The organism is Prevotella sp. (assembly GCF_051059605.1).
In the GTDB taxonomy this organism is placed as follows: domain Bacteria; phylum Bacteroidota; class Bacteroidia; order Bacteroidales; family Bacteroidaceae; genus Prevotella.
This window is the reverse complement of sequence record NZ_CP050883.1, coordinates 2,130,001-2,155,020: the sequence shown is the minus strand read 5'-3', so window position 1 is coordinate 2,155,020 and position 25,020 is coordinate 2,130,001. Positions and strand designations below refer to the sequence as shown.

The 25,020-nt window shown below is 37.4% G+C and carries 13 protein-coding genes, 2 tRNA genes and 2 rRNA genes (1 of these 17 only partly in view); 15 read left to right on the top strand and 2 right to left on the bottom strand.

What is annotated here, in order from left to right:
• Positions 1–22 precede the first annotated feature (22 nt).
• Positions 23–319, bottom strand: a complete 297-nt coding sequence (locus HEQ28_RS08430; RefSeq protein WP_434501819.1) for a nitrous oxide-stimulated promoter family protein — start codon at positions 317–319, stop codon at positions 23–25.
• A gap of 128 nt (positions 320–447) precedes the next feature.
• Here HEQ28_RS08430 and HEQ28_RS08425 point away from each other — a divergent pair, with 128 nt between their 5' ends.
• From HEQ28_RS08425 to HEQ28_RS08380, 10 genes are all read left to right on the top strand, one after another.
• A complete protein-coding gene (locus HEQ28_RS08425) occupies positions 448–2,211 on the top strand; it encodes a 1-deoxy-D-xylulose-5-phosphate synthase (protein ID WP_434501818.1) in 1,764 nt (587 codons plus the stop codon).
• Between the two features lie 522 nt (positions 2,212–2,733).
• On the top strand, positions 2,734–3,831 hold the full coding sequence (locus tag HEQ28_RS08420) for an SGNH/GDSL hydrolase family protein (RefSeq protein ID WP_434501817.1): 1,098 nt from the start codon (positions 2,734–2,736) through the stop codon (positions 3,829–3,831).
• Between the two features lie 251 nt (positions 3,832–4,082).
• Positions 4,083–4,937: an RNA polymerase sigma-70 factor gene (locus HEQ28_RS08415; RefSeq protein WP_434501816.1), complete on the top strand. Its 855-nt coding sequence runs from the start codon at positions 4,083–4,085 to the stop codon at positions 4,935–4,937.
• 708 nt (positions 4,938–5,645) lie between these two features.
• Entirely contained in the window at positions 5,646–6,782 is a 1,137-nt protein-coding gene (locus HEQ28_RS08410) for a FecR family protein (protein ID WP_434501815.1), read from the top strand.
• Between the two features lie 9 nt (positions 6,783–6,791).
• The gene (locus HEQ28_RS08405; protein ID WP_434501814.1) at positions 6,792–10,334 is read left to right on the top strand and encodes a SusC/RagA family TonB-linked outer membrane protein; all 3,543 of its coding nucleotides are present in this window, start codon (positions 6,792–6,794) and stop codon (positions 10,332–10,334) included.
• Positions 10,335–10,355: 21 nt separating this feature from the next.
• Positions 10,356–11,939 (top strand): RagB/SusD family nutrient uptake outer membrane protein, encoded by a 1,584-nt coding sequence (locus HEQ28_RS08400; RefSeq protein ID WP_434501813.1) that lies wholly within the window; start codon positions 10,356–10,358, stop codon positions 11,937–11,939.
• 14 nt (positions 11,940–11,953) lie between these two features.
• Positions 11,954–12,931 (top strand): hypothetical protein, encoded by a 978-nt coding sequence (locus tag HEQ28_RS08395; protein ID WP_434501812.1) that lies wholly within the window; start codon positions 11,954–11,956, stop codon positions 12,929–12,931.
• Between the two features lie 25 nt (positions 12,932–12,956).
• Positions 12,957–13,610, top strand: coding sequence for an FISUMP domain-containing protein (locus tag HEQ28_RS08390; protein ID WP_434501811.1), 654 nt, complete (start codon positions 12,957–12,959; stop codon positions 13,608–13,610).
• 14 nt (positions 13,611–13,624) lie between these two features.
• Positions 13,625–14,677 (top strand): thioredoxin family protein, encoded by a 1,053-nt coding sequence (locus HEQ28_RS08385; RefSeq protein ID WP_434501810.1) that lies wholly within the window; start codon positions 13,625–13,627, stop codon positions 14,675–14,677.
• 11 nt (positions 14,678–14,688) lie between these two features.
• Positions 14,689–17,493: a M16 family metallopeptidase gene (locus tag HEQ28_RS08380; protein ID WP_434501809.1), complete on the top strand. Its 2,805-nt coding sequence runs from the start codon at positions 14,689–14,691 to the stop codon at positions 17,491–17,493.
• 250 nt (positions 17,494–17,743) lie between these two features.
• Here HEQ28_RS08380 and HEQ28_RS08375 read toward each other — a convergent pair whose 3' ends face one another.
• Positions 17,744–18,892 (bottom strand): acyltransferase family protein, encoded by a 1,149-nt coding sequence (locus tag HEQ28_RS08375; RefSeq protein WP_434501808.1) that lies wholly within the window; start codon positions 18,890–18,892, stop codon positions 17,744–17,746.
• Positions 18,893–19,007: 115 nt separating this feature from the next.
• Between HEQ28_RS08375 and HEQ28_RS08370 the strand changes: the two genes are divergently transcribed.
• The 5 genes from HEQ28_RS08370 to HEQ28_RS08350 form a co-directional block, all read left to right on the top strand.
• Complete coding sequence (locus tag HEQ28_RS08370) at positions 19,008–19,835, top strand: AraC family transcriptional regulator (protein WP_434501807.1); 828 nt, start codon at positions 19,008–19,010, stop codon at positions 19,833–19,835.
• A gap of 1,341 nt (positions 19,836–21,176) precedes the next feature.
• Positions 21,177–22,706, top strand: a 16S ribosomal RNA gene (locus HEQ28_RS08365).
• Positions 22,707–22,864: 158 nt separating this feature from the next.
• Positions 22,865–22,938, top strand: a tRNA-Ile gene (locus HEQ28_RS08360).
• Between the two features lie 16 nt (positions 22,939–22,954).
• Positions 22,955–23,028 (top strand) — tRNA-Ala (locus HEQ28_RS08355).
• Positions 23,029–23,211: 183 nt separating this feature from the next.
• Positions 23,212–25,020, top strand: a 23S ribosomal RNA gene (locus tag HEQ28_RS08350) (it continues 1,089 nt past the right edge of the window).
• Together the 16S and 23S rRNA genes with 2 tRNA genes alongside form the textbook arrangement of a ribosomal RNA operon.

Genomic DNA, 25,020 nt, shown 5'->3' with positions numbered 1-25,020 from the left:
AATGACATTTGCAAGAAAGTCTTTATTTACCTAGTAGATGTTTTATCGCAGCTATAGGCTTATAGAAAAGCATTCTTGGTCCAGCCCATCTCATAACCTTTCTTATTTGTTCGCGCATTTCTGTCTTATAGCAATGCACTGGACAATTCTTACATGCCATTTTGTTTTCACCCCATTTGCACTTATCAAGACGCAGACAGCAATAGTTTATTAATTTTTGATATTGCTCGTCTGGTTTTGGCATGTTTAGTTTGTGGCGACAATATAAAGCCACCATCTGCTTGATCGTATTTTTATCTTTCTCAATCTTTTTCCCCATTCTGCAAAGGTAATATAATAAGGTGGAAATACAAAAACGTATTTTTGGTAAATTAATCAGTAATATGGTTATTATGTATTTCGATTATTTGAAATACCTTTGCATCCATAAGAATATAATTGATAGATATGTATATAGAAAAAATTAATAGTCCTAAAGATTTGAAGGGACTTAGCATTGAACAACTAAAAGTTGTAGCTGATGAAGTTCGTGAAGGAGTTCTTAATCGTGTAAGTCATCATGGTGGCCATGTTGGACCTAATTTGGGTTTCACAGAGGCTACAGTTGCACTGCACTATGTTTTTAATGCTCCTGAAGATAAAATCGTTTTTGATGTCAGTCACCAAAGCTACCCTCATAAGATGCTTACAGGACGAGCAAAAGGATTTCTTGATGTTAGTGATATGGATGCAATTTCCGGGTATTCTTCTCCATTAGAAAATCCTGAGTATGATAATTTTGAAATAGGTCATACTTCTACATCTATAGCTCTTGCTTCTGGTTTGCAGAAAGCTCGTGATATAATTGGCGGAACAGAAAATGTTATTGCTGTAATCGGTGATGGCTCGTTATCTGGCGGTGAGGCCTTCGAGGGCTTAGATACAGCAAGCGAAATAGGAACTAACATTATTGTTGTGGTTAATGATAATGAAATGAGCATTGCTGAAAATCATGGTGGATTGTATAAGAACTTGAAACTGCTACGTGAATCCAATGGTCAGGCTGAGTTGAATTTCTTTAAATCAATGGGATTTGACTATATGTATGTCGAAGATGGTAATGATGTATCTAAACTTGTTGAGGCTTTCAAAAAGGTAAAGGGTATTGATCATCCAATAGTAGTACATATACATACAGAAAAAGGTCATGGTTATGAACCTGCTGTTGAGAATAAAGAAAATTGGCATTGGAGTATGCCTTTCAATATAGAAGATGGTAGTTTAAAGAATCCTAGTAGTGGAGAAAATATTTCTTCGATGCTTGGTGATTGGCTATTTGAAGAAATGAAACGTGATGAGAAACTTGTTGTGATATCAGCAGGCGTACCAAGATGTTACGGATATGATAAGCAGAAAAGAGAACAGGCGGGTAAGCAGTTTATTGATGTCGGTATTGCTGAAGAAGAGGCTGTTGCTTTGGCTTCTGGTATGGCAAAGCGAGGAGCGCATCCTGTATTCAGTGATTTAGCTACCTTCTTTCAGCGTACTTACGATCAACTGTGTCAAGATTTGGCTGTGAATAGTAATCCTGCCGTATTTAATGTTCTTGGAGCAACAATATATGGAATGAATGATTTTACCCATATTTGTTTCTTTGATATTCCAATGATTAGTCATATACCCAATCTGCATTATCTAGCACCAACAAGTTATGAGGAACTTATAGCAATGGAGAAATGGGCAATTAATCAGGATAAATACAGCATAGCAATTCGTGTTCCAGAGGGACCTGTTGTTCATAGCCCAGAGGAATATGATACAGATTATAGTGATTTGAATAAGTTTAAAATGGCGCATCGTGGTGAGAAAGTTGCTATTATAGCTGTTGGTAACTTCTTTCAAAAAGGAGATGCTATCAGACAATCTCTTGCAAATGATGGAATAGATGCAACTCTTATCAATCCTCGTTATTTGTCTGGAGTAGATGAGAATATGCTTGATGGACTTAAAAAAGATCATCAGATTGTGGTTACTCTTGAGGATGGTAGTCTTGATGGTGGATTCGGAGAACGTATTTCTCGCTTTTATGGTCCTACAACAATGAAAGTCCTTAACTTCGGAGTTAAAAAGGCTCTTTATGATCGTTATGATGTAAACAAGTTGTTGTTTGACAATAATCTCACAGATCAACAAATATTAACTAGTATAAAATCAGTTTTGAATAATTATTAATAAAAATGACAATATAACTGTTAAACACCTGTTATATCCCTCTTTAAGTCACATTCTGAAAGGTTTGTGGCTTTTTTATTCTTTTTTTATCAATAATTATTCGAATAAAGTTTGGAAGTTTAAAAATGTTTTTATACCTTTGCGATGCTTAAAAGTAGAAAATAGTTTGGATGTAAGTGGTAAAATTGAGTTTGTAAATATTTAAGCAATAATATGGAATTGCTATAGAGATAAATGAAACAATATTTTTTGTTTTGAAAATGACTCATAAATCTTGATATATAAATTACATGATAAAATAATGATCGTGGGAGCGTGCATTCTATGCTGTAAAGATGAAATATTTAAATGTCTATTGTAGAGTTTAATAATTTACATGCAATTGAATGATAAAAGAATTTTATTTACTTGAGTCAATTTAAGTATGGGGCGTATTGCAGCTGTGAAGCTGGTACGCCTTTTCTATTTTTACAATATTATCATCCAGCAAACGTTATATAATTGATTTTATAATAATTTAATATGAAAAAGCAAATAATATGTTCTTTAATCTTTTGTGCGACATTTAGTGTTGCACATGCCACACGTATTAATTTCAATAAACTCTTTAATACTGGTGTTTCTTATACAGGCAGAACTGTCACAGATATAAAGGGGAATGTGAACTATGATTGGATTGGTACATACTTACAGACTGACTTTACCGGTGGCTCTATCGCTGTTGATATAGCTGAGACTGATACCAGTTATCACAATGTTTTTATTGATGGGCAGCTTTTGAAAAAAATTAAAGTTTATGGCAAACAGCCCCATGCTGTTGTTCTTGCAGAGAATCTTCCAAAGGGCATGCATCGTCTACGTTTGCAGAAATGCACTGAGGGACAATACGGCATGACTACAGTATCTGGATTTTATCTTGCTAATGGTGGCTTAACTTATAAGGTGCCAGCTAAGAAAAGATTTATAGAAGTATATGGTGATTCTTATACATGTGGATATGGAGCAGAGGGCTTGAAGTATAATGAACCTTTTAGGTTGTCTACCGAGAATTGTAATAAGGCTTATGGATGTATCATAGCCCGATATTTTGATGCTGATTATGCACTAGTAGCTCATAGCGGACAAGGGATGGTGCGTGATTGGGCGGATAAGAATCAGATGTCAGATATAAATATGTATATTCGTCATGATAAGGTAATGGATCAGCATGATACCACTGCGTATTCATTTGATGCATACAAACCAAGTCTTGTTATGATAAATCTTGGTACTAATGATTTTTCACCTACCGCAATCTCAACAGACGAACAATATGTTGGTCAATACTTGAAGTTAATAGCAAGTTTACGCAAGCATTATGGAAATGTTCCAATATTATGTATTACCCCACACTCTGCTACTCGTTATCTTAGTGCAGCATTGCAGTTGTTGAAAGAGCGTATAGCTGGTGACAAGAATGTTCACATGGCTAATTCATTAGCTAATATTATAGTTGATAATACCGATTTAGGTTCCGATTGGCATCCTAATTACATAGGACAACGTAAGATAGCTATGACTCTTATTCCTCAGATCTCAGCAATAATGGGATGGCAGTTGAGTGAGGATGTTGTAAAATAAACTAGGCGTAACAGACGAGAACGCTAAAGCCATATTTGTAGTTCTGTTTCGTCTGTTACGTACGCTGTTATTTCATAAGCCAGTTCTTTTTCAACCAATTGCGTATTGGTATATCGTATAGTTTGAGACATGCGTATGCTACAGCTATAGCCATTACAAATACTGATATACTTACAAAAATATGTGCTCCCAAAGGGGCATCTGGGTGGCTATGCATCCATGCTACTTGTAGGTAGACTAATGGGTAGTGAATGATGTATAAAGGATATGATATTTCCCCAAAAAACTTACATACGGTAACTGATCTACCTGATACATTACTGCCTGCTCCAATTAATACAATTAAGGGAAAAAGAACTATAATCGTTGTTGATTCCTATATTCTATTCATCCACATCTTGTCTTTGAAAAAGAAGAAAGCATATACACATAAAAGTATAGGTGTTATAATTGTTTTTTATCATAATACAAACTTTTCTATCAAAAAGACACAAATATTGAAAATAATGTGTAATTTTGCACACTATCAAGGCGAAATTATGGATATAAAAAAAATGTCTATAGAAGAACTTACCTTATGGAATGAGAATGCATTCCACTTGCTTTATAAAAATTTTTATAAAGCATTAGTGAATTATGCATTTCAATTTATTAATAATGATGCTGCAAGTGAAGATATTGTACAGGGACTATTTTCCCAGATATGGGAAAAAAAGCCTTATTTTACTTCAATCTATGCCCTTGATGTGTTTTTGTATACCTCGGTACGGAATAAATGTTTGAATTATCTAAAACATAAGAATATAGAAATTTCTTATTTAAAGAAAACGCGTCTTCAAGTACCAGAATCTTATTCAGAGACCGATGATGAAGATTTGTTTCCAGAACGGATTTATCGTATGTTATTTTCTACCATAGATCAATTGCCAAAACGAAATCGGGAGATATTTCTTATGTATATTGATGGAGTGTCTAATAAAGAAATAGCCGATGCGTTGAATATTTCTGTAGAGACAGTGAAAACACATAAAAAGCGTAGCATGGTGTTTCTACGTAAGCATCTTCAAATAGAAGCATTGTCTCTTCTTTTGTTTATAATAAAATAGACATCATTGTTTCTTCTTTTGTCTAATAATATAGAAATTTAAGGCAAATGTTCTTGGCATAGTATGGTTGGTATGTTCTTTTCTTAAGGTAGAAGGCATCAACACCAAGCTTTAATTTATTAAGAAAACAGACTATTCTTCTTTTTTTGTTCATTCGACAAATAGAGTGATGATATGAATTAAAAAGAAGAAAGCTATTGTAGCTTTTTGTATGTTTGAGTAACTACAAACAAAAGTACAATTATGACGACAGTTTCTATATCATGCTTTGGCTTTATTTACCCTCAAATATACTAGTATTGAATACAAAGGTAATACAATAATTATTATCAAACATGTTAATGCAGATATCTCTTCTACATTTCTTTAATAAACAATTAAAACATGATTATACAATGTATTAGCTATGTACAAACTTTGAAAATGATTAATGTGTTGATGATGCACTGGATGGGTATACTTGTCTGGAATGATTGCCACATATCAAAAGGAAAAGTGGAAGTATCAACAATAAGATAAAAGTGATGAAAAGAAATGTATATAACTTCAGGGACAAAACGTATTTCAAACTTAGGTTATATGCACTTTATAACTGCTATATTTATCAAAATGTTTAGTGAAAACGTTTTTTTTAATCAAAAAACAATTTTTTTTAAAATATTTGTACCACTTTGTTGGTTTTGTGTTGTTTTTAATAAAAAATAATTTATGATGAATTCTCATTTTGATATTGAACGCCTAATTCATAATAAAATTCTAGGTATAATAACTGCAGAGGAGCAAATTCTGCTAGACGAGTGGTTAAAACAGAGTGAAAACAACCGCCGTAATTATTCGCAGATGATGGGTAATACACATTATCTTTCTGAGCGTTATCGGCAATATCACAAAGTTGACATTGAAAATGCATGGATGAAATTTAAATTAGCTCATTTCATTTCAAAATCCAAGCGCTTTTATAAATGGACTTGGCTATATGCAGCAGCAGCAATTCTAATAGCAATATTCTATATGGCGCAATGGCTTGACAGACCTGTTTCGGAATCACATCTTGTAGCTTTGTCACCTAAGGTTATTAAAGCCATGCAGGTATCACAAAAGTCAGGGCACCAAAAAGCTACACTCATATTGGGTAATGGGCAACGTGTAAGTATCAATAATCCCGTGCAATATGATAAGATACTGGCAGAAGCACCTGCAGAGGCTGTATATCAGTTGGTCACAAAAGATGCGAATGAATATTGGCTTACACTGGAAGATGGAACCGTAGTGCATTTGAATTATGACACACACCTGAAATACCCCGTACATTTCAGCAATAATAGCCGTACTGTTTATCTGGAAGGAGAAGCCTATTTTAAAGTTGCAAAAGATGCTTCACGTCCGTTCCGGGTAGTAACGCAAAATGGAGTGATCAAAGAATATGGTACAGAATTTAATGTTAATACGCGCACAGAAAATGGGATTACAAATGTAGTGCTCGTTGAAGGTTCTATTAGTGTTACAGCAAATAATAGCCGGGAAAGAATGCTGAAGCCTGGAGAAATGGCCGAGTTCAAATCAGGACAAACAGAGATAGAAATTAAAAGTACGGATATAGCGGTATATAAAGCATGGAATGAAGGTGAATATATTTTCAATGATTGTCGATTGGATGAATTGATGAATGTGATTAGTCATTGGTATGGAATAAAAGTGAAATTTCAAACAGAGGAGATTAGTGCCATTCGCTTTACAGGAAGTGTAGACCGTTATGGTAAATTGGAATCCATATTAAACGCAATTAGTAAGGTGACAAGTTTAAATATAGAAGAAAATGGCCATTATGTTATTATTAAAAAATAAGTAATAGAGATGAGAAATTTAAAAAGAAAGTTTTATGTTATAATCGTTATGGTAATAATTGGATGTTTTGGTCCTGTTATTCAGACGGCTATGGCTCAGGATTTAGAAAACAAGAAAGTAACGGTCAATATGGAATCTGCCTCGGTGTATGATTTTTTTGACGCTATGAAAAGTCAGACTGGATTGAATTTTATTATGAAATCAGGTGATTCAAAGACACAAAAGATTACCATTCATGCAAAAAATCAATCAGCATTGTCTGTTATCCAGAATGTGATGAAACAAATTCAGTGCTCCTATAACATTGAAGATGGATACATTACTGTAATTCCGATTACTGATTTTGGGAATACCCTAAGAACACTTACTGGTATTGTGACTGATGCAGAAGGAATACCTTTACCTGGAGTCGTGGTAAGGATTAAGGGCACAAAGATGGGGGCTATTTCAGACGAGGATGGTAAGTATTCATTTAAAGTTCCAGGAAATGCCATCACATTGGTATTCTCATATGTGGGAATGGTTAGCAAAGAGGTAAGCTATGCTAGTGGAGCTACTACTGTATTCCGAAACATTAAGTTAAAGTCAAATACGGATATTGATGAAGTCGTGGTGACAGGCTATAATATTATTGATAAACGTAAACTTACGAGTTCGGTAACATCTTTAAAAGCGGAAGATATTATGAGACCTGGTATTGTGAATCTAGATCAAATGCTTGAAGGTCAGGTTCCGGATATGGTTTTTATGAATAACTCTGGCGAAGTGGGTACTGTGCCTAAATTAAGAATCCGTGGTACCTCAACCTTGATTGGTAATCGAGAACCTCTTTGGGTCTTGGATGGTGTAGTATTGCAAAATGCAGTAAATGTCAGTCCCGAGGAATTGAATAATCCTGATTATATCAATCGTATAGGAAATGCCATTGATGGTATCAATCCACAGGATATAGAGCGTATTGATGTACTGAAAGATGCCAGTGCAACTGCTTTATATGGCGCCAAGGCTGCAAACGGTGTTATTGTGGTAACAACAAAAAAAGGATTTGTTGGAAAACCAATTATCAATTACAACATGAGTATGTCGTTAAAACTCCGTCCTCATTATACTGACAATAAAATAAATTTAATGAACTCTCGGGAACGAATGGATTTTTCTCAGTATCTAGTGGAAAATGGATATAACTATGGTAATAATCCCAATCTTGGAGGCTTTGAAGCATTGGCCCAACAATATTATCAGGGATTTATCAATCATGATGAATATGCAAGTAAAATTCAACAGTTGGAAGGCATAAATACTGATTGGTTTGATATTCTTACTAACAATGCGTTATCCACTCAACACTCTATTAGTATAAGTGGTGGTTCTGAAAATGCTCGTTATTACGGATCTCTTGGTTATACCCGTGATAATGATGTAATTATTGGCAACAGAAATGAACGTTATTCTATGTCCATGCATTTGGATACAAATCTATCGCGTATATTTTCTACTTCATTTGGGGTGACTGCAAATAAAAATAATCGACATTATAATCAGGATGAAATATCTCCATTAAACTATGCCTATACTACCAGTCGCGCAATTCCTGCCTATGACTTGAATGGTGGCTATTCTTATTATAAAATGCAGAATGCCGGTTCTTATTATAACTATAATATTTTGAATGAACTTAATAATAGTTATAACAAGCAGGAAGGTTCCTCAATGAATTTTAATTTTACTCTGAATGCAAAGATATCGAATGCTTTAAAAGCCAGTCTTATTGCTTCTTACCAAACATCGACAACCGATCAGGAACAATGGTGGGGAGAAAATACATATCATGTGGCTACATTGCGTCTTAGTGATAATGGAACAGCAGCTCCAAGTGGAGCTGATTCTCATAGTGTGTTACCTTTTGGTGGTGAACTTACTCAGAATCATTATCGTAATGATAATTACATGATACGTCTGCAGACGGATTATTATAAATATCTGGATAAGAACAATAATCATAATATTAATGCAAGTGTAGGTGTTGAGATAAGTTCAACCAAATATAAAGCTGATCAATTAGTTTCACGTGGATATTACGAGACGCGAGGGAAGCAATTTTCCATCACTGAACTTGATAATTATCCATATTATAAAGCTTGGCTTGAACAGAATGCCTATCCTGTTCTTACAGATAATCTGACTAATTTAGTTTCAGGATATGCAACCCTCTCTTATACTTATAAAAATTATTTAACACTTAATGCGAATGCCCGTATGGACGGGTCTAACAAATTTGGAGATAGAAGTAATGAAAAATTGTTGCCTATCTGGAGTGTTTCTGGTAACTATAATCTCTCAGAACATAAATTTTTCCAACGTGACTGGATTGATTTTATTATGTTGAAGACATCTTATGGATATCAAGGAAATATGCTTGAAGGACAATCTCCACAAATGATCATTAAACAGTTGCCTACTAATCCTCTATATAATGAATTGGTATCCGAATTATCTGTATATCCAAATCCGAATCTAAGATGGGAGAAAACCTCATCATACAATGCTGGTTTGTCTTTCTCACTCTTTAAACGTCGTTTGCAGTTCGAGGGGGAATTTTATTATAAAAAAACAAAAGATGCGTTCCTGACAAAGGAAATATCATCTGTAAATGGTATTAGTGAATATGTTGTGAATTCAGGAAACATAATAAATAAAGGTTATAGCCTCTCTATCACAGCCACTCCTATTAAGATAAAAGACTTCAATTGGATGGTGTCGACGTCATTCTCTAAAATATTTAATAAGATGGAGACATTGCCAGGACAAGATCAGTACGAACTATCTGATTATCTGAATGGAACAGCCTTGATCAAAGGCAAACCTGTTGGCACTTTTTATTCTTACAATTTTGTAGGGTTAAGCCCTAAGGATGGTTCTCCTATTTTTAATGATGGAGAGGAACATCAGGATGAATATGTCAATATGACAAAATATCAATTCTATACGAATATTTTGACAGAAACAGGAAATCGTGAACCGACCATATCTGGAACATTCAATAACACCTTTCATTATAAAAATTGGCGTCTGAATGCAGTACTGAATTATAGTTTGGGTTCAAAAGTTCGTTTATTGAAAATGTTTACCAGCAGTGTATTTAGTCCGACTGATAATATAAATAGGGATTTACTTAATGCGTGGATGAAACCTGGTGACGAATTGTATGTAAATATTCCGAATCCACTAACTTTTACAGGACATTGGAGTCTTAGAAACCAGAATCTACCAACGGTCGCAAATAGTAATTTCGATGAGTATAATTATAGTGATATCCGTGTCGTCAGCGGTGATTATCTGAAAGTATCAACATTGTCGCTTACTTATGAATTTAACAAAGAAATACTTCGTAAGTTTGGACTTTCCCGTCTGGCTCTTAATATTGCGGGCACAAATCTTTTTACGCTTTGCTCAAGCAAATTAAAAGGTCAGACACCCCAGCAAAGCGGATTCTCTGATGTACAACTTACAGATCGTCCAATGTATACATTCGGTCTAGATATTTCTTTTTAGGTTATAAAATAAACATCAATTATGAAACAAAATAGATTAAATAACATTATAAACGGTATAATGAAGTGTATTTCTGTTGCCATTTTATTGCTATGCGTATCTTGCGGCGACTTCCTAAATGAATACAGTCAAGATACAGCCTATGTAAGAGGCTATGAAGATTTGGATGAATTGCTACTGGGAAGTGGATATATGCCAACAGGAACACCCTCTCACATTGCGTATTCAGAAGACTATATAGAAAAACCTTGGTATTATCCGTATGTTCATTTGATGGGCGATGAGCTGGACGAGAATATCCATTCGTATTCCGGACTTACTGCGGCTGAAGATGCAAGGGAAAAATTTTTTGGATATTATACATGGCAACAACAGGTAGGAACTAATCCTACAGGTACGGAAATTCGAAAAGAAGATACTGATTGGAACAGAATATATAAGCATATTAACATTGTAAATATGGTGTTGGCAGATATAGACAAACAGAATGCTGACAATGATCACGATAATCTTGAGAAGCAACGAATCAAGGGGGAATCTTATTTCCTTCGGGGCGCTTATTACTTTACAATGGCGAATCTTTACGGAAAGCCTTATGATCCAGCAACAGCACAGACGGATTTAGCAGTTCCTATCAAATTAACAGAGTATATAGAAGATAAAAATTTCAATCGTAATACAGTTGAAGAAGTGTATCAGCAAGCCATTTCTGATCTTCTACAAGCAGAGAACCTGTTAAAAGGCACCACACGTAAAAGTTATTACCGGGCAAATTCTACCGCTGCAGATTTACTTTTAAGCCGTCTTTATTTGTACAAACAGGATTGGGCTAAAGCTGTAGAATATGCGCAGAAAGTAATCGAGGCTGGTGATAATAGCCTGCAAAATTTAAATACGATGACGGCTTCTTTCTTTTTAAATCCTCAGCTTCCTGAAATAATATTCTCCATGGGTAATGGTGGGTTACGGGAAACAATTACAGGCAATGCAAAAGATTTCGGTATATCAGAATATTTATATGGTCTTTATAATGACCAAGATATTAGAAAAACATTTTTCGTAAAATGGGATAATACTTATAAGTATGCTGAATTTGTGAAAGGCGGTAGTATGGATGACCAAAACCGTACAGCACTTTCTTCCAATTTCTTGCTTCGTACTGCGGAAGCTTATCTAAATCTGGCAGAAGCTTCAGCCTATAACGGAGATGAGAAACTTGCTCTTACGATGGTTAACACATTACGCAAGAATCGAATTAAAAGTGTCGATTATAAAGATTTGGATGCTACAGGAGCTGCTTTAATTGATTCCATCCGTGATGAACGTGAACGTGAATTGTGCTTAGAGGGACATCGTTGGTTTGATTTACGTCGATACACTGTAAATGTAGTCCGCCCGTTCAGTAAAACTATACGCCATAGTTTCACCACTTTTGAATATAATTGGAGGTATGGAACTCTGCCTATACAGACTGTGTATTATGAGTTGCAGACTAATGATGCTGCCTATACATTACCTATACCTAAAGAAGTTGTAAGCTTTAATATAGGTATGCCAAACAATATGCGCCCTCAACGCAATGTCATTGAAACTGTTAATTATTAAAAAGACAGACTATTATGAAAAAGAATAAATCAATTTACATATCATCAAAATCGCTGTTATTCTTAATGGCTTATATTGTAGTTACAGTGCTTACAATAAGTAGTTGTTCTAGTGATGATGTCGAGGCAGGAGCTTTAAAAGAAGATGAGTGGCTCCATCCTTATGGAACTTCATCTTATGATCAGATTTTACAGATGAATTTTTACACTAAAAATCATGTATATCTTTTGTTTAATGATACCTTAAAGAAAGAGCGTGTCGGGACAAATCCAGACGGAAGCCCTTTTTATAATTATGAGGATGTGAAACTCAATTATAAACTTACGGGCAACAATGGAGGTCAAGAAGAAGTTTTCCAGTTTAATTATCTCTCTTCCGATACAGATAAGAAGACTGGAACTGAATTTGTCCAAAATCAAATACTGCCGCATCTTGGTGGAAGTTTATTTCCGTTCTCAATATTAATTGTTGACAAGATAAATTATTATGTATCCAATGCAAGTACATATTATGAAATGACCCTTACCAATCCTTCTGTATATACTGGTTCTCGTTGTACGGCAATTGCTCTGGGAAATATTCTAAATATGACATCTGATCAGCAAGTGATTTACCAAAAAACTATTTTGAAAAGTATCATTAACACGCAATTGCAGTCATTACCATCATCCACATTCGATGATTTTTATGCTTACTGCAATGCTTATTATAGCACATACGCAATGAATGATGATGCAACGGCATTTTTTAAAAAATATCCTACTCCCTATAATCTTGGACTTCTTGATGGGGGGTATTATTCTTATGGTGCTCCTTATGGTTTTCCAATATATAATATTAAAGCTAAAAGTTATGATTTGGCTGACTATACGAATGCAGTTTTCGATTACACAGACGAGTCTTTCAAAGCTAAATATGGTCAATATCCTATCGTTATGGCTAAATTCAATTTGCTGAAAAAAATATTTAGTGAAATTGGAGTCATCTTTTAATTAATTATTAATAAATAGAGTAATAATGAAAACAATTGATAAAAAAAATAGAAAGATTATTGTTATACTGTTTGCAGTTTTTGCTTTCGCATTATTCAGTTGCAATAACGATGATAGTTCCATAACCCCATCTCCTTCTGAAACCGGTACGTGGAAAGATGAACGTGATGGAAATGAATACGGATGGGTTAAATATGGAGATTTGGAATGGACAACAAGCAATATGCGCTTTCATTCTGGTATCGGGACGGTGATGCCTGATACAACTTCAGTGACACAAGGGTTATATGATGATGGTATTGCTGCTAAATATTTCAAGACGTTTGGTTTTCTTTATGACTTTGAGGCTGCCCAAGCTGCTGTGCCCGAAGGATGGAGGTTGCCAACTGTTGACGATTGGCAAGAGTTGGAACAAATAACTCACGGTGATGTTGCAAGTGCTATCAATCTATCCTTAGGAGGATATTACTTGATAGATACCTATTTTCAACAATTGCATAAGCTGGATTATTACACTTATGTTTATGGCTTTTATTGGACATCTACAATAGATAACACGAAGGCAACTGATAATTTCGCATTTTATAACAAGATTACTTATAATAGTAAAGACATAGAATGCAATAGTATGATTAAAAGTAATTATTTAAGTGTGCGTCTTGTAAGAGATGCCAAATAATATAAATATATTCGATGAAAATAATTTTAAAAAAAGTATTAGTTGCTATTCTTAGTCTTCTTTCTCTTCATAGTGTGGCACAAACTACAGAAGGTGTTAAATTTGAAGCAAAATCTTTAACGGAGTTAATGGAACAAGCACAGAAAGAACATAAAATGGTGTTTATTGATTGTTTTACTACGTGGTGCGGTCCGTGTCGTAAAATGGCCCAAGAGGTTTTCCCCCAAAAAGTGGTTGGTGATTTTTTTCGGTCCCACTTCGTGTCAGCTCAAATGGATATGGAGAAAGGTAAAGCTATAGAATTGGGAAAAAAATGGGATATAAACAGCTATCCTACATATATTATACTTGATGCCGATGGGAATCAGAAACTTCGTTTAGTTGGATATTTTCAGCCCCAAAAGCTTGTCGACACCCTTAGCGTTATGTTGAAGCATGCTGGACCGTCTGCCGTCGAGCTACAATATTCTGCAGGAGATCATTCATCTATTGTGGTCAGTAAATATATAGCCCAATTGGAAAAATTGAGCGAGAAAGCCAAAATAAAACAAGTCTCAGAAGATTTTTGCAATCATAATCCACAGGTATTACTAAACGATACTACTGCGTTTCGTATATTCCAAGAATATATACGTGATCCTTATGCTCCATCCTTTGTGTATGTTTACGATCATCGACAAGAGTTTATTGAGAAATACGGAGATAACATAGCTGATGAGTTGGAATTTGTTTGGAAAACTTACGCTAAAACATATTATATTTTTGATCCTGTTACAATGAATTTTCATGGGTATGATATACAAAAAATGGATGAGTATGAAGCATATATGAAGCACAACGGAGTGAAAAATGCTTCCGTTTATGTCATGAGCTATAAATTACCAAGCTCTTTCATTATGAAAGATAAAAAATTATTAATGAAGAATCTTCAGGAAGCTGCTACAATGAAAGGAATCAGTCAAACTCAATTTGATTATGGATGTAAAACTCTGGAAGGATTGATTACTGATAAGAAGGATAAGAAGCTGCTTGAAAAAATAAAAAAGACGAATTCTACAATTAAATAAACAAAATATAAATGAAACGAATTATCAATTCTTTACTGCTGGCATTAGTTGTTTTATCAATGAATGCGCAGCAATTTACAACAGATTCTGATGTGAAAATTGGAAAACTAAAAAATGGACTGACGTATTATATTCGCCACAATCCAGAACCTAAACAACGAGCTTATTTTTATATCGCACAAAAGGTTGGGGCTATACAGGAAGAACCAAATCAGCGTGGACTGGCGCATTTTCTTGAACATATGTGTTTCAATGGTACTAAGCATTTCCCTGGAACAAGCCTTCGTTCATATCTAGAGAAAATAGGTGTTAAATTTGGTGATGATCTGAATGCCTATACGGCAGTAGATGAAACGGTTTACAGCATAGATAATGTACCGACAACTGTAAATGGAGCTATCGATTCGTGCCTGTGGATACTTCATGATTGGTCTAACGATCTTACACTTAACGATAAGGATATCAATGACGAGCGTGGTGTCATTCACGAAGAATGGCGTATGAGAAACTCTTCTAGTCAGCGTATGAATGAAGCAATGATGCCAGTTATCCTTGCTGGTTCAAAGTATGCTGATGCTATGCCTATCGGTAATATGGACATTGTTATGCATTTTAAGCCGCAGGCTCTTCGTAGTTATTATGAGAAATGGTATCGTCCCGATCTTCAGGGAATTATCATAGTTGGTGATATTGATGTGGCTCAAATGGAAGCGAAGATTAAAAAAATATTTTCGCATATTCCTGCTGCGCCCATGAATAAAGCGAGTCGCATCTATTATCCTGTACCGGATAATAAGGAACCAATATTTTTTGCAGATAGGGATAAGGAACTTTCTTCCTCTAATGTAGTTATGTATTTTAAACATGATGTGACTAAGAGGGATGATAAGAACAGCCGTGATTATATGGTTCATAACCTGTTCAACAATTTCTTTTATGAGATGTTTCATGACCATACCCGCGATATCGCACAGAAACCAGATTCGCCGTTTGCTCTTGCATATATCCGCGATGGTGATTTCTTCCTTTCAAATACCAAGCGTGCACTTTCTGCCATTGTTAGTTGTAAGGATAATAGAAACAGTATTATGGAAGGTTCTGAAGCAATGCTCCGTGAACTGTTTCGTATACGTCAGAATGGTTTTACTCAGTCAGAATTTGATCGTTATAGAAAGGATATGCTGGTTCATCTTGACAATATGTTGGAAGACAAGAATAAACGTGAAAGTAGTGGCTTTGTAAATGAGTATGTTCGTAATTTTCTTGACAACGAACCGATTCCAAGGCTTGAAGATGAGGTGGCGTTTTGGAAAAAGGAATTACCGAAACTCACTGTAGCAGACCTGAACAATTATTTCCGATCTTTGTTTAAGGGGGATGATAGTAACATTGTCATAACAATTACAGCCCCCGAAGCTGATACTATAAATGTTCCTTCCAAGCAAGTTTTTATGGAAATGTATAAGAAAGTTGAGGCAGAGAAAATAGCTCCATACATAGATAATGTTTCTAATTTGCCTTTCTTGCCGGTGGAACCCGTTGCTGGAACAATTATTTCCGAAACTACTGATTCTGACGGACGTATACATATGACACTTTCCAATGGAGCTAAAGTGGTCGTGATGAAGACTGATTACAAAAAAAATGAAATATTGATGCAGGCATTCGCTCACGGTGGATTATCTCTTATTCCTGCTGAACAATATAAATATTCCACTCTAATTAGCGGTATGACTGCCATCTCTGGGTGGGGAAATTACAGCCTAGCAGATATGAGCAAGAAGTTTGTTGGTATAAATGCAAATATTAATGTTGGCATTGAAGATAATTATCAGTCTGTAGCAGGTAGCTGTTTGCCTGTGGATATCAAATATATGCTTGAAATGACACATGCAAGTTTTCTTTATCCACATAAAGATTCTGAAGCTTTTGCCAGCTTTACACAGCGCCTTAAAAGAACTACTCTTTCTATGGATGGTAAGCCAGAACAGGCTTTTTCTGATTCTCTGCAGATGATTACTTATGGTAAAAGTCCCTATAATGATGAATTGAAAGCAGAAGAATATGACAGTATTAATTATGATACTTTACTCAATATCTATAAACAACGTTTCAGTGATGCTTCCAATTTCACTTTTACGTTTGTTGGAAATGTAAACATCGACAGTTTACGCCCATATCTTGAAAAATATATTGCATCTTTACCATCTACGTATAAGCATGAACAAGCTCGCTCTATTCATGAAATATTGCCAGGGTCACGTTCTTGTATTTTCTATAAAGAACAACAGACGCCTAAGGCCACAATTAGTTTGCAATATGTTGCACCTGGGGAATTCAATGTCCGTAATCAAATTGTAGGCTCCATTCTTGGGCAAGTGCTGACAATCATTTATACAAAAACGATACGTGAAGATGCAGGTGCTGCTTATTCTGTAAGTGCAGGCTGTGCTGTTGATTATTATCCTAATGAACAGAATCGTATCATTGTGCGTTTTCCAACAAGCCCTCAACAATCAGATTTGGCCATTTCTCTTGTTGATAAAGGACTTGATGAACTCGTTAAAAATGGGCCCTCTCAGACTGATGTGGATAAAGTGAAAGAATATATGTTGAAAGTTCATCAAAGTAACCAGACTTCAAACAGATATTGGCAATATGTAATGAGTTTTGAGTGGAATCATGGTTATAATTTAGATAAAGATTATGATAATCTTGTACGCAGCATTACCGTCAAAGATGTACAAAATATGGCCAAATCTATAAAGGCTGGTGATAGGTTACTTGTTGTAATGTCTTCGCCCGAAAAAAAATAAAAGGTATGAGTAATAACAATAAAAGGCTGAGTCTATTTCTGAGTTCAGCCTAAGATATATACCTTTGTTCATTGTTACATGGTTTTGTGGTAAAAACAAAGGTAAATAAAAAGACTGAATTCCTCTATTGGAATTCAGTCTTACTTTTATACGGAGATAAAACTTTTAGCTGACAGCAATATATATTTTATCTATCTACGGATAGTGCAGATATAGTCTTGTAGTGCTTTTCTGCTAATATTGTACGCTGTTATTTCATAAGCCAGTTCTTTTTCAGCCAGTTGCGTATTGGTATATCGTATAGTTTGAGGCATGCGTATGCTACAGCTATAGCCATTACAAATACTGATATACTTACAAAAATATGTGCTCCCAAAGGGGCATCTGGGTGGCTATGCATCCATGCTACTTGTAGGTAGACTAATGGGTAGTGGATGATGTATAAAGGATATGATATTTCTCCAAAAAACTTACACACGGTAACTGATTTACCTGATACATGACTGCCTGCTCCAATTAAAACAATTAAGGGGAATAGAACTATAATTGTTGTTGATTCATATATTCCATTCAGCCACATTTTTTCTGTGCCTCCTATTCTAGGCATCACTAGTAGCGCAGCAATAAGTAATGAGCACCACCAGAATCCTGCTCTTACTTTTATCAGTTTGTTGATACGTGATAGTAGCAGACCGGCAAAAAATGGATATAGTAGGCGAGATGCTCCTATACATATTTGGTCGGGGGTTAAACTCCATCCTCCAATTACGGTATATGCAGCATAATTGCGAGCTTGAAGTACATTCAAAACGTCCCAGTTCATTGTTAAATTTAATGTGAGGAATGCTGCAAAAACCAAGAATATAGCTAGCATTGTCTTCGAAAAATGACGTATGATGGTTGCATATAGAATATTAGCTATGTACTCCCATTGAAGAGACCAAGCAGGACCGTTCAAAGGATTAGTTTCTCCCCATCCTCGTATATCCATCTTCGTTGTGGCAGGTAGCATAGTGAAAGCAAACAACATTATCATTATCAACTCTTGCCATGATGTTTTGCTGATAAGTGGAAATCCTGAGCAGTCACTGAAGTAGAATAGTAAGGCACCTAAAACTGTTCCCATAATAACCATAGGGTGTAGACGTACAAGACGTCGTTTGAAAAATCCCCATGTTGTCATTTTGTTCCAACGGTCGTCATAAGCATAACCAATAACGAATCCTGACAGGACGAAAAAGAAATCTACAGCTAGATAGCCATGATTCAATATCTGAAAAACTGGTCCTTTTGAATAAGTCTCAAACAAATGGAATGCTACTACGATCATTGCCGCAACACCGCGTAGTCCGTCTAGTATTTCATACCGTGGTTTTGATGCCAAATAAGTTGGTGCCATAATTGATTGTTTAATTTATGTCGGCAAAATTATAAGAAATAAAAATCATATAATTGTATTATTGTTTATTAGAATTGTCTTATATTTGCATCTCGTATTATAATACCAATTACATATGAATGACAACCTCTTACATTCTTTTTCTTACAACGATGTTCATATTGCTCCTAAGAATCAAATAGATTTGCACCAGCAATCTACATGGGAATTATCTTATGTATCTCTGGGCTCAGGGATGCGAGCTATAGGTGATAAGACCGAGATGTTTAATTCTGGAGATGTTGTCCTTATACCTCCTGAAATACCTCATTGTTGGTCATTTAATGATTCTGAAACTGATATAAATGGTCATGTAGCAAATATAACTGTAACTTTTGATGATGTTTTCTTGAATAAATGTGCTTCTACATTTCCTGAAATGTCTGTTGTGATAATGAAGATACGTGAGAATATTGATGCTGTTAAGTTCGGCAAGAGAAAAGCTGATGTAATCACATCTATTTTAAATGGCATGAAGAAAGAAAATAATGCAGAGAAATTAGCTTCGCTGATAAGACTCCTTAGTGTTTTGTCTGATGATAAGGATATTTATATTGTAGGGCATAATAATAAAATGGATGCTAGAGAATATCAGCTTAACTTAATAAAAACTTATGTGCTATGTAATTTCTACAGGTCAATAACTATTGACGATGTAGCTCGTAATGTAAATATGAACCGTACTTCGTTTTGCCGTTTCTTTAAGCATAATATAGGTATGTCGTTTGTTAATTATCTAAATGAGTATCGAATATCAAAGGCGTGTGAATTACTTAAAAAGTCAGACTTAAATATATCACAAGTCTGTTATAAAACGGGCTTTAATGATATTCCATATTTTTGCCGTGTGTTTCGTCGCATTAAATGTATGACTCCAAGTAAATATAGAATTACAAATTATTGATCGACGCAAAAGCATTATAAAAAAGCCAAGTCTAGTAAAAACATTTGCACGTATGTGGCTTAGGATGTTATACATGTAATTATGTTTTTTAGCTACGTAGCTACGTCATCGCTGGAAACTCCTTTAAACAAAGGGGAGGAGAGTGTTTAGACATTGAAAGTTAGCTACGTCAGGCTACGTTCTAGCTACGTCAATTACGGTCGTTTTCATATAGGATAGAAGTGTTTGCCCCAAAACAGAGGTGAATTTCAATATGATGTTCTTTCTGAGATATATTTCCAAATGCTTATATATATTATGTACGTACGCGCGTACTAGGACTTTTTGAAATATAAGTGTCAAAGTGTCAAATGTCTGACTGTCAATATGGTAGCTGTGATTTAAGTGTCGGTGAAGTGTCGGTAAGGTGTCGGCACTGTTTTGAATTTTACCGACACTTCACCGACACCTTGCCGACACTTGTTTTGAACATAACTTCCTGATAATCAGCGATTCGACACTTCGACGCTTTTTTTTATAAAACTGTATGTAGGAAGAATGAAACATAGAAGACTGGCGGTAGACCATTAATACTCATCAATAAAACCGTTTCTACGATCAAACGTTTCTATTGTATCGTTATAAAGTTTCTGATCCTACGACATAAAGTTTGCATTACATCGATCAAACGTTTCCATTATATCGTTATAAAGTTTCCAATCCATCGATCAAACGTCCTCTTTTTCTCGTATAAAAGTGATCCCGAATAATTCCATCTTTTCCTTTTCATCGTTGAAACTCCATCCCATGACGTAGCTCGAACTTAGCTTGCCGTAGCTATATTTCTGTAAAATATTACGTAACTTACTAAACTACAGTAAGTTAATACCTTTACGTAGCTTCGTAGCTTAAAAATGTGAATTCCCACAGGTAGGAATCCCCTTTGTTTGGCTATTTGCCTGGCATAAATAAAAGACATCCCATCCCTCTCTATATATAATAATGTGTATGTTTTTCCAAATCATCAATTCTGTCAACAAAACGGAAATATTGAAATATAATTGAATCTTTTTATCAAAAAGATTTGGAGGTTTGAATAAAAACCTATACTTTTGCACTCGCTTTTAAGAACAACGGTTCTTCTTAAGCATAAGAAAGAGTTCTTTGAAAAGATTTACATAGACAGAAAAGTAGTACAAGAAGCGAGTGCTGAGATTTATTTCGGTACTCGGGTAAAAAAGAAACAAACCGTCACCGGACATTAGTTCGGTTTCGAAAAAATCAGGTTTTAGACTACAATAATTTAGGAGATTCGTTCTGAACAGATTACAGACATTCTAGAAATAGAATATATAATATTTTACAATGGAGAGTTTGATCCTGGCTCAGGATGAACGCTAGCTACAGGCTTAACACATGCAAGTCGAGGGGTAACGAGAGGAAAGCTTGCTTTCCTTGTCGACGACCGGCGCACGGGTGAGTAACGCGTATCCAACCTGCCCCCAACTAAGGAATAACCTTGCGAAAGTAAGACTAATACCTTATAATTTCCTCAGATGACATCTGACGAGGAATAAAGATTTATCGGTTGTGGATGGGGATGCGTCTGATTAGCTTGTTGGCGGGGTAACGGCCCACCAAGGCAACGATCAGTAGGGGTTCTGAGAGGAAGGTCCCCCACATTGGAACTGAGACACGGTCCAAACTCCTACGGGAGGCAGCAGTGAGGAATATTGGTCAATGGGCGGAAGCCTGAACCAGCCAAGTAGCGTGCAGGATGACGGCCCTATGGGTTGTAAACTGCTTTTATACAGGAATAAAGTTAGCCACGTGTGGTTATTTGTAGGTACTGTATGAATAAGGACCGGCTAATTCCGTGCCAGCAGCCGCGGTAATACGGAAGGTCCAGGCGTTATCCGGATTTATTGGGTTTAAAGGGAGCGTAGGCCGTCTGTTAAGCGTGTTGTGAAATGTAGATGCTCAACATCTGAATTGCAGCGCGAACTGGCAGACTTGAGTGTGCGCAACGTAGGCGGAATTCGTGGTGTAGCGGTGAAATGCTTAGATATCACGAAGAACTCCGATTGCGAAGGCAGCTTACGGGAGCACAACTGACGCTGAAGCTCGAAAGTGCGGGTATCGAACAGGATTAGATACCCTGGTAGTCCGCACGGTAAACGATGGATGCCCGCTGTTGACCCACCTGGGCCAGCGGCCAAGCGAAAGCATTAAGCATCCCACCTGGGGAGTACGCCGGCAACGGTGAAACTCAAAGGAATTGACGGGGGCCCGCACAAGCGGAGGAACATGTGGTTTAATTCGATGATACGCGAGGAACCTTACCCGGGCTTGAATTGCAGAGGAAAGATCCAGAGATGGTGATGCCCTTCGGGGCCTCTGTGAAGGTGCTGCATGGTTGTCGTCAGCTCGTGCCGTGAGGTGTCGGCTTAAGTGCCATAACGAGCGCAACCCCTTTCTTTAGTTGCCATCAGGTCATGCTGGGCACTCTGGAGATACTGCCACCGTAAGGTGTGAGGAAGGTGGGGATGACGTCAAATCAGCACGGCCCTTACGTCCGGGGCTACACACGTGTTACAATGGCCGGTACAGAGAGACGGTTGCTTGCAAAAGTAATCCAATCCTTAAAGCCGGTCCCAGTTCGGACTGAGGTCTGCAACCCGACCTCACGAAGCTGGATTCGCTAGTAATCGCGCATCAGCCATGGCGCGGTGAATACGTTCCCGGGCCTTGTACACACCGCCCGTCAAGCCATGAAAGCCGGGGGTGCCTGAAGTCCGTGACCGCAAGGAACGGCCTAGGGCAAAACTGGTAATTGGGGCTAAGTCGTAACAAGGTAGCCGTACCGGAAGGTGCGGCTGGAACACCTCCTTTCTGGAGACGATTTTCCGACAAAGGATTATATATAAGGATAGAACAAGAGTTTGGTTCTTTTCCTTCTTGTACTCACTGAACTGTTTATACATATAAGAGAAATAAGGAAGCTGGGCACAATAAGCCCACGTAGCTTGAATGAACCAGCTGGAAGATATAGTCCTATAGCTCAGTTGGTTAGAGCGCCACACTGATAATGTGGAGGTCGGCAGTTCAAGTCTGCCTGGGACTACTCCTTAAAATCCCACGGGGGATTAGCTCAGCTGGCTAGAGCACCTGCTTTGCAAGCAGGGGGTCAACGGTTCGAATCCGTTATTCTCCACACAAGGAACATGCTTTTGATTAAGTATATGTATTCCACATAGATCTTTGACATATTGACACAAGCAAAACTGTAAAGTAACAAAGTTCAAACTTTGAAATCAACAAATCGCAAGATTTTTTAGATTTCACTTAACAGCTGAAAGTATGAGCAACCTCATGACATTTACTGTCATGTTGGCGAAAGAAAGTAAGAAAGGGCGTATGGTGGATGCCTAGGCTCACAGAGACGATGAAGGACGTGATAAGCTGCGATAAGCTTCGGGTAGGTGCAAATAGCCGTTGATCCGAAGATTTCCGAATGGGACAACCCGTCTGTCTGAAGGACAGTCACTCACGCCAGTCGTGAGGGTTAACCCGGGGAACTGAAACATCTTAGTACCCGGAGGAAGAGAAAATAAATAATGATTCCCCTAGTAGTGGCGAGCGAACGGGGAACAGCCCAAACCGGTGATGTGGCAACGCACCGCCGGGGTTGTAGGACCACGCTGTTGTACGGCAACAATGAACAGAATGAACTGGAAAGTTCAGCCATAGCGGGTGATAGCCCCTTATGTGAAGTTGAAACCGGCATAGTGGTATCCTGAGTAACGCGGAGCACGAGGAATTCTGCGCGAATCTGCCGGGACCATCCGGTAAGGCTAAATACTCCTGTGAGACCGATAGTGTACCAGTACCGTGAGGGAAAGGTGAAAAGAACTTCGATAAGAAGAGTGAAATAGTTCCTGAAACCATACGCTTACAAGCGGTCGGAGCTGAGCAATCAGTGACGGCGTGCCTTTTGCATAATGAACCTACGAGTTACCATCTCTGGCAAGGTTAAGGGGTTAAGCCCCGCAACCGCAGTGAAAGCGAGCCTGAACAGGGCGTTTAGTCAGAGGGGGTAGACGCGAAACCAAGTGATCTACACTTGACCAGGATGAAGTTCCGGTAACACGGAATGGAGGTCCGAACCAATAAGCGTTGAAAAGCTTCTGGATGAGTTGAGTGTAGGAGTGAAAGGCCAATCAAACTTGGAGATAGCTCGTACTCCCCGAAAGGCATTTAGGTGCCGCGTGTATCGATCCTCATGAGAGGTAGAGCGACCGATAGGTCAAGAGGGCTTCACCGCCTATCAAGACCTGACGAACTCCGAATGCTCATGAGCAGCAGATATGCAGTAAGGGGGCGGGTGCTAAGGTCCGTCCCCGAGAGGAGAAGAATCCAGACCGCCGTCTAAGGTCCCCAAATTCTGTCTAAGTTAGTCTAACGAAGTCTGGTCCCAGTGACAGCTAGGATGTTGGCTTGGAAGCAGCCATTCATTCAAAGAGTGCGTAACAGCTCACTAGTCGAGGGTCCGGGCATGGATAATAATCGGGTATAAGGCAGGTACCGAAGACGCGGGATAGTAATAATAAAAGTATCGGTAGGGGAGCATTCCATATGCGTCGAATGGAGAAGATAACTGATCCTGGAGCGTATGGAAAAGCAAATGTAGGTATAAGTAACGATTAGAGGGGTAAGATCCCCCTCCGCCAAAAGTCTAAGGTTTCCCAGGCAATGTTAATCAGCCTGGGGTTAGTCGGGTCCTAAGTCTCAGCCGAAGGGCGAGGGCGATGGCAGAAACGGTTAATATTCCGTTACTACCATAGGGAGTGACGTGGAGACGGAGCAGTGACACAGCCGCGGGGTGACGGAAGTCCCCGTTAAAGGGTGTAGATGTTGAGGAAGGCAGGCAAATCCACCTTCCGAGTCGAACCTGATAGTACGGCCTCCCCTTCGGGGGAAGCTGATAGCGCTGGTAAGCATACTCCCGAGAAAATCCGCTAAACTTAATCCCTGTGGTACCCGTACCGCAATCCGACACAGGTAGACGGGTAGAACATACTAAGGCGTTGAGAGATTCATGGTTAAGGAACTAGGCAAATTAACCCCGTAACTTCGGGATAAGGGGTCCTCTCCTCCGGGAGAGGCGCAGAGAATAGGTCCAGGCAACTGTTTAACAAAAACACAG

Excerpts from the sequence above, each read along its gene's own strand:
- HEQ28_RS08430 (WP_434501819.1), bottom strand. The coding sequence starts at position 319 with ATGGGGAAAAAGATTGAGAAAGATAAAAATACGATCAAGCAGATGGTG.
- HEQ28_RS08425 (WP_434501818.1), top strand. The coding sequence starts at position 448 with ATGTATATAGAAAAAATTAATAGTCCTAAAGATTTGAAGGGACTTAGC.
- HEQ28_RS08420 (WP_434501817.1), top strand. The coding sequence starts at position 2,734 with ATGAAAAAGCAAATAATATGTTCTTTAATCTTTTGTGCGACATTTAGT.
- HEQ28_RS08415 (WP_434501816.1), top strand. The coding sequence starts at position 4,083 with ATGATGTATAAAGGATATGATATTTCCCCAAAAAACTTACATACGGTA.
- HEQ28_RS08410 (WP_434501815.1), top strand. The coding sequence starts at position 5,646 with ATGATGAATTCTCATTTTGATATTGAACGCCTAATTCATAATAAAATT.
- HEQ28_RS08405 (WP_434501814.1), top strand. The coding sequence starts at position 6,792 with ATGAGAAATTTAAAAAGAAAGTTTTATGTTATAATCGTTATGGTAATA.
- HEQ28_RS08400 (WP_434501813.1), top strand. The coding sequence starts at position 10,356 with ATGAAACAAAATAGATTAAATAACATTATAAACGGTATAATGAAGTGT.
- HEQ28_RS08395 (WP_434501812.1), top strand. The coding sequence starts at position 11,954 with ATGAAAAAGAATAAATCAATTTACATATCATCAAAATCGCTGTTATTC.
- HEQ28_RS08390 (WP_434501811.1), top strand. The coding sequence starts at position 12,957 with ATGAAAACAATTGATAAAAAAAATAGAAAGATTATTGTTATACTGTTT.
- HEQ28_RS08385 (WP_434501810.1), top strand. The coding sequence starts at position 13,625 with ATGAAAATAATTTTAAAAAAAGTATTAGTTGCTATTCTTAGTCTTCTT.
- HEQ28_RS08380 (WP_434501809.1), top strand. The coding sequence starts at position 14,689 with ATGAAACGAATTATCAATTCTTTACTGCTGGCATTAGTTGTTTTATCA.
- HEQ28_RS08375 (WP_434501808.1), bottom strand. The coding sequence starts at position 18,892 with ATGGCACCAACTTATTTGGCATCAAAACCACGGTATGAAATACTAGAC.
- HEQ28_RS08370 (WP_434501807.1), top strand. The coding sequence starts at position 19,008 with ATGAATGACAACCTCTTACATTCTTTTTCTTACAACGATGTTCATATT.